This is a genomic window from Synechococcus sp. WC101 (assembly GCF_047461555.1).
GTDB lineage: Bacteria > Cyanobacteriota > Cyanobacteriia > Thermostichales > Thermostichaceae > Thermostichus.
Genome location: NZ_JANSHG010000148.1, coordinates 1 through 6005, shown reverse-complemented (window position 1 = coordinate 6005; position 6005 = coordinate 1). Strand labels below are relative to the sequence as shown.

Genomic DNA, 6005 nt, shown 5'->3' with positions numbered 1-6005 from the left:
GTTCCAGCCGCGCCTTCTCCTCTTGACAAGCCTGCAAAGCTTGCTCCCGCTCCTGCAGTTGGGCCTGCGCTTCCAGCAGTTGCTGTTCCAGGCGATGGGTACATTCAATCTGCTGCAATGACAGTGCCTCTGACTCTGCTAGGGATCGCTCCAAGTTGCGCACGCGCGCCCGCAAAGCTTTCAGCTCCTCTTCCACTTCCATAGCCCGGCTGCTCGACAGATTATGGGCTTTACTCTAGCAGATGCTCCGGGCAAATATCCAGCTTGACACCACCTATAGCGTGAATTTTTGAGTTCTCCCAAAACTAACGCTAGAGATGTTGCCTCCATCCTCTATACTTGGGGGATGGAGTTCTGAAGCGGGAGCCTTGTGATCAAGCTGGGATCCAAACCTTGGGGGTTGACGCTGGCCCTGCTGGGCGTGGCTCTGGTCGGTTGTGGTGCCGCCGCGCTCACTGCCAGCCCCCCTCTGCCGCCGCTAATCACCAGCAGCGACATTCCTGCCGCCGTTAGCCGGGGCGGCTTTTTGGAGGTTGGGGTCTCGGTGTCGGTGCCGGGGCGGCTCCCAGCGGAGCTGGCGTTTCAGGTGTCATGGTCGGGGATCGAGGTGCAGACGCTGTCAGCAGCCCAGGTCAACTGTGTCTCCGGCAACGTGTCCTGCACTACTCGCTTCCGCATCCGCCCCCCTTTGAACTTGGTGCCCGGCTCTTACCTGCTCAGTTTACGGGTTTTCGACCGGTTGGGACAAAGTGCCGCTGTGACTGCGACGGTGCTGTTGAGGGATCCCTGAAGGCTGCACCGGAGAGTTGCCTTTCAGTTGTTGGCTGGGCGCTTCCGCATGAACGAAAAATCGTTATTTCACCGCCTGGGCAAGCGCCCGGATCCCTGCTTGCAGACGTTCTTCAATGTCGGCCTCCAGCCGCAGGGTGCCGTCGGCCTCAAACTGGATCTGCGAGCTGAGGATGTAGATCCCTTTCAAGATATGGGTTGCGCCCATCACGGCCAGCACCGGCTTCATGGCAAAGTCGATGGCCAGCAGGTGGGCCAGGGTTCCCCCGGTGGCAATGGGGAGAATCACCTTGCCGGTAAAAGCATCCTGGTCTAGCAAATCCAGCAGCGCCTTCAACACGCCTGGATAAGAAGCTTTATAGACAGGAGCAGAGATGACGATCCCGGCAGCCTGGGCCACCTTTTCCTGAATCTGCTGGAGGTGAGGGCTCTCAAAGTTAACCCGCACCAGATCCTCTGGCGGCAAATCCCGCACCGAGACAAACTCCGTCGTCAATCCCAGACCGGACAGGATCCCGGCAGCGTGGTGCAAAATCGCTTCCGACCGCGGTGGCGGGCCAGCGGCTTCCCGAGAAAGAGGGCCAGGACTACCGGAGAGCAGGAGGATGGCCGGCATGGATCAACAAAAGAAGTAGAACGCTGCTTCTGTTGTACCAGGGATCCCGTCCAAGAAATGCTAAACTATGCGTTAGGAAAGTCTCCAGGTTGTCGAGCCTGGATCCCTGCGGGCGTAGTTCAGTGGTAGAACGCTAGCTTCCCAAGCTGGATGTCGTGAGTTCGAATCTCATCGCCCGCTTCCCCATCGAAAACACAGAGGGATAGCTGGCTGGCCCCGTACTTGAGTGCGGGGCGGAAAGGCCCGTGAGCAACTTTAGCTGCTCATCAATGGCATAGTTATCACCGAGGCGTGCCGTTCCCAGGCGAGCCCCTAAGACGGTGAAAAACCCGACCGGTGGCAAGCGTCCGGAAGAGACTGCCGTCTCAGCCAACCTGCAACGACTCCGTCCCGCTGACGCGATCAGAAAAGTCAGCAGAACCTTGGGGCCTTGCCTCCAGGAACTGTCTAGAGGTGTCTTGACAACGCCTCTGTGAGTCCGCTTGCGGACTGCGTAAAAATCCCCTGGGCGGTAGGAGGGTCAAACAATCTGCCCCACGCAGGGCCTTCACCCTAAGGCAGTGAGGAGCCTAGCTTCTGAGATCCCCGGCTGGCGAAGGATTCCGACCGAAAGGGGCTTCCATGCGGCTGTCCACCACCCGCCGTAGCACCCCGTTGACAAAAGCGGCGGCCTCCGGATCCCCGTATTTTTTGGCCAATTCTACAGCTTCGTTGATGGCGACCTTGTCGGGGCTGCTGCGCAGGATCTCCATTTCCACTACCGCCAGGCGCAGGATATCGCGCTCGATCCGCCCCACCCGCTTCAGTTGCCAGCCTACCAAAACCCCTTGCAAACGGGCGTCGATAGCCTCCTTATGGGTGCGCAGGGCGGTCAACAGTTGGAGAGCGTAGGCGCGTACCTCTTGAGCTTGGGCAATGTGCAACAGCTCCGGCATGGAGAGGGCAACTCCCAGCCGGTTGACCGCCTTTTGGGACAACTGAACGACCTCATCCAGGATGCGGCGGACGCTGTACAGCCGCTGTTCCAGGTGTTCCAGGGCTTGGCCGGCGTTGCTGAGGGCCACTTGGGCTTGGTGGGCCAGCTCCAGCAATTCTCCCTGCACGGTGTCGCCGGCGTTGGCCTCCTTCAGAGCCGTTTCCAAGCGTTGCAGATGTCGTTGGGCCTGCTGAAGGCGGACAGTAAGAGAGCGAGCTCCGCCCTCTTCCTTGGCATCAGAAGCGGCCAATAACAGGGGATCGCTCTCGTGCAACAGGCGATCGCTGCGCTGGATCTCCGCCGCCGCTGTGGAGAGAGTTTCATGGGTCTCTTCCTGCAGAGCGCGGATGGCTGCCAGCAGCAAGTCCTCCAGTTGTTTTTCGCTCAGTTTGGCCGCTGTGGCCGGCAGTTGGTTGACCCCCAGCAGGGCCAGTTCGCGGGCAACACGCCGAGGTTGCATTGCAGAATACCCATGTTTTTAAACGACTGCCCCATCGCGCAAGGCGGCGCTATCGGGCTTAGCCATGCTAGCAGCCTGCCGCGGGGCAATGAAGAACCAGAGGCCCGGGCGCCTCGCTGTCAACTTGCCTCGCAAGGGCGGCTCAACACGCGAAACACCAACGATGCACTCTGCTCTTCGCCAAAGCGAGATTGGCTGGAGACGGAGAGGGTAAGCCGCCGTTTGCTGCGGGTGATGCCCACGTACAGCAGCCGCAGCCGCTCTGCGGCCAGATCCAAAAAGGCTTGCTCGGTGGCCGAGTCGGCCTGCTGCTCCCAACAACTTCTGCGGCTGAGCTGCCGCAACTGGGCCAGGGCTTCTGCTCTCATATCGACATCCTCCAAAAACCTCAGCCCCACCGGTCGCTCTTCAGAGTAGGTGGGAAACTCGTAGGCCGACACCTGGGGGATGAACACCTGATCCCATTCCAAGCCCTTGGCGCGGTGCAGAGTCGTAACGGTGATGCTGCCCGGCTCCGGGTTGAAGGCAAAGATCTCCGAGGGCAGGTTGTTGAGGCGGCGATCCAGAATCACCCGCAATTCTTGGGCAATCTCCTGCCAATCGACCTCGGGCAGGGATCCCAGCACCTGCTCCAACTGGTCGATGACGTAGCAACCCACAAACAGCTCTTCCGGCTTGCGGTAGAGGCTTTGGACAATCACATTGAGCACCTCCGGCCAAGGGGAGCGCCCGGCCCGCAGCCAACCGGCAAGGATGCGCAGCAGCCTGCCCAAGTTTTGCCAAGAGGGGCTATCCGGCAAAGTGGGGGCTTCCCCAAACTGGGGAAATAGCAGCCGCTCCGGCAGCGAGGCGCGGATCCAGTCCAGCATCGGCCCCAGCTCCAGGCGCGGGATCCCGGCCCAGTCGGCCAGGTGATCCACAGCAGCGGCCAAGCGGGCAGAGGAAATGGGCTGGGCCAACCAGTCGATGATTCCCTTGAGTTGCAGCAACACCCGCCGCTGGCTGGGGTTGCCCCGCAACAGATCGATCACCTGCTCTGCCCCCAGTTCCCGCAGGTAGTCGAGGGCCTTGCCCCCCAGCTCGTTGGTGGTGACCAGAATGGCCACCGTCTGGTCGGGAAAAGCCTGGGCGGCTGCCAGGGCCCACCGCGTCACCTCCTGCAGCTCCTGCTCCGGGGATCCGACTACCCGGCGAAACACCACCTCCCCTTCGCTGGCCGGGGGATTTAGGCCGCCAGCGCTGGCCGGGCAAATGTGCTGGGGAGCCAGGGCGGTGCGCAGGGCTGGGATGGGGTGCTTCTGGTTCACCCAGTCCACCAGGCGGTTGGCCAACTCCAGGATCTGGGGGGCGCTGCGGCTGGACTCTTTCAACGTCACCTGGGGATTGGCCTGACAAAAGGCGCGAAACAGCCGCGGCTCGGCGGTGGTGAAGGTGCCCATGATGCTTTGGTTGGGATCCCCGACCCGTACCAGGTTGCCGGTGCGCTGGCTGAGCAGCCGCAGCAGCTCTTCTTGGAGGGGGGAGCTGTCCTGGGCCTCGTCCTCGAATAGGTAGTCGTACCAATTTTGCACCTGCTGCCGCAGGGCCGGGTCGCGCTCGATTAGCTCCACTGCCTGCCAGCCCAGGTCGTCGTAGTCCAGCTTGCCCAGGCGACGCAGCTCCGCTTGGTAGGCAGCATAGATGGGGGCCGCCCAGCCCAGATAGCCCTGAGTAGTTGTGGGGATCGCCTCCGGCCCCAGACGCAGATTCTTGGCCGTGCTGATCACCGCCCGCACCATCTGCTGGAAGCTGCGTCGAAACCGCAGCCGGTTTCGGACCACCTTGTGGGGCTTCTCGGCAGGGATCAAGGGCTCCCAGAGGTGGGTGTGGTGGGCGAGCCAGGCGCGGCAGAGACGGCTGAGCAGGCGCTCCTGTTCATATTCCTCCAGGATGGACAGCTCTTCCCAAGGGCCGGGAACCTCCCGCAACACCCGCAGCGCCAGCGAGTGCAAGGTGAAGGCTTGGGTAAAGCGATCCGGATAGCCCGCCTGTTGCAGGCGTTGGTTGATGCGGTTGATCAAATTGCTTCGCGCCGAACGCATGTAGGTGAACACCCCAATGCGCTCCGGTGGAACGCCGCGATTCAGGATGAGATCGGCGATTAGCAGCTCCAGGATAAACGTCTTGCCGCTCCCCGGAACTGCCGCGATCCCCAGAGGCCCCGACCGATACGCCAATGCCCGTTGCTGTTCTGGACGCAACGTGACTTGGGGAAAAGGAGAATCTGCCAAGCTCACCATTGCATCCGCAACTAGCCGAGGATAAAGGTCTCAATGGCCACCGCCACCCCATCTTCGGTGACGGGGGGAGCAACCCAATCAGCGTGGGGCAGCAGAGCCGGCGAGGCGTTCCCCATGGCTACCCCGATCCCCGCATACTGGAGCATCTCGATGTCGTTGTCGCCATCGCCGATGGCCATCACCTGATCCGCCGACACCCCCAGCAGCTCTTCCGCCAGAAAACGAACGGCATTGCCCTTGTTCACCGCCGCATGGGTGGCCTCCAAAAAAATCGGCTCCGAGCGGGTGAGGTAGATCTGCTCAGGAGAATACCGCTGCCGCAGGGATCCCTGGAGTTGCTGCAGAAACTCCGTATCCTCCGAAACAGCCAGGATCTTGGTGGGGCTTTTCCCGTGTTGGGCGGGGGAGAGCATCTGGAACGGCACCTGGGAGCGCTCGGCATAGGCTTGGCTGAGGGGGCTGAGCTCCCGCAAATAGAGCTGATCGTCGATGTAGAGGTGCACCCCCACCGGCTGATCCTGCAGCACCTGCAGCAGCTCCTCCGCCAGCGACCAGTCCAGGCTCCAATGCTTCAAGGTCTTTTGGCTGTCGGGATCGCGAATGAGCGCCCCCTGATAGCTGCAGAGGGGCATATCGGCCCCAATGGCGTAGTGAAACCGCTCAGCAGAGCGATGCATCCGACCTGTAGCAATGGCTACCCGCACGCCTGCCGCCTTGGCTTTTTGAATGGCCTGCCGCACCGGCTCCGAAACCTGGTTGGAAGGCCCGGCAATCGTGCCGTCGATGTCCAATACCAACAGCCGAATGTCTCTCCAGGATCCTGCCTCCTTTTTTCGCTGTTGGACTTGAGCTTCTGCTCCGGTTTGCATCGCCCCTCCTCCTGGC

General features: G+C 61.5%; 5 protein-coding genes, 1 tRNA gene and 1 pseudogene. 2 read left to right on the top strand and 5 right to left on the bottom strand.

Annotation, left to right across the window (positions count from 1 at the left end):
- Nucleotides 1-202 (bottom strand): annotated as a pseudogene (locus NW809_RS10085) (hypothetical protein); the annotation flags it as partial.
- Nucleotides 203-370: 168 nt separating this feature from the next.
- Between NW809_RS10085 and NW809_RS10080 the strand changes: the two are divergent.
- Nucleotides 371-790, top strand: coding sequence for a hypothetical protein (locus NW809_RS10080; protein ID WP_011429261.1), 420 nt, complete (start codon nt 371-373; stop codon nt 788-790).
- Nucleotides 791-853: 63 nt separating this feature from the next.
- Here NW809_RS10080 and ssuE read toward each other — a convergent pair whose 3' ends face one another.
- A complete protein-coding gene (gene ssuE / locus NW809_RS10075; RefSeq protein ID WP_011429260.1) occupies nt 854-1405 on the bottom strand; it encodes an NADPH-dependent FMN reductase in 552 nt (183 codons plus the stop codon).
- 108 nt (nt 1406-1513) lie between these two features.
- Between ssuE and NW809_RS10070 the strand changes: the two genes are divergently transcribed.
- A tRNA-Gly gene (locus tag NW809_RS10070) sits at nt 1514-1585 on the top strand.
- 389 nt (nt 1586-1974) lie between these two features.
- Here NW809_RS10070 and nusB read toward each other — a convergent pair.
- From nusB to NW809_RS10055, 3 genes are all read right to left on the bottom strand, one after another.
- The gene (gene nusB / locus NW809_RS10065; protein ID WP_099812516.1) at nt 1975-2841 is read right to left on the bottom strand and encodes a transcription antitermination factor NusB; all 867 of its coding nucleotides are present in this window, start codon (nt 2839-2841) and stop codon (nt 1975-1977) included.
- A 119-nt stretch (nt 2842-2960) separates the two neighbouring features.
- Nucleotides 2961-5120 (bottom strand): ATP-dependent helicase, encoded by a 2160-nt coding sequence (locus tag NW809_RS10060; RefSeq protein WP_041438062.1) that lies wholly within the window; start codon nt 5118-5120, stop codon nt 2961-2963.
- Between the two features lie 11 nt (nt 5121-5131).
- Entirely contained in the window at nt 5132-5989 is an 858-nt protein-coding gene (locus NW809_RS10055) for a Cof-type HAD-IIB family hydrolase (RefSeq protein WP_011429257.1), read from the bottom strand.
- Nucleotides 5990-6005: the final 16 nt, after the last annotated feature.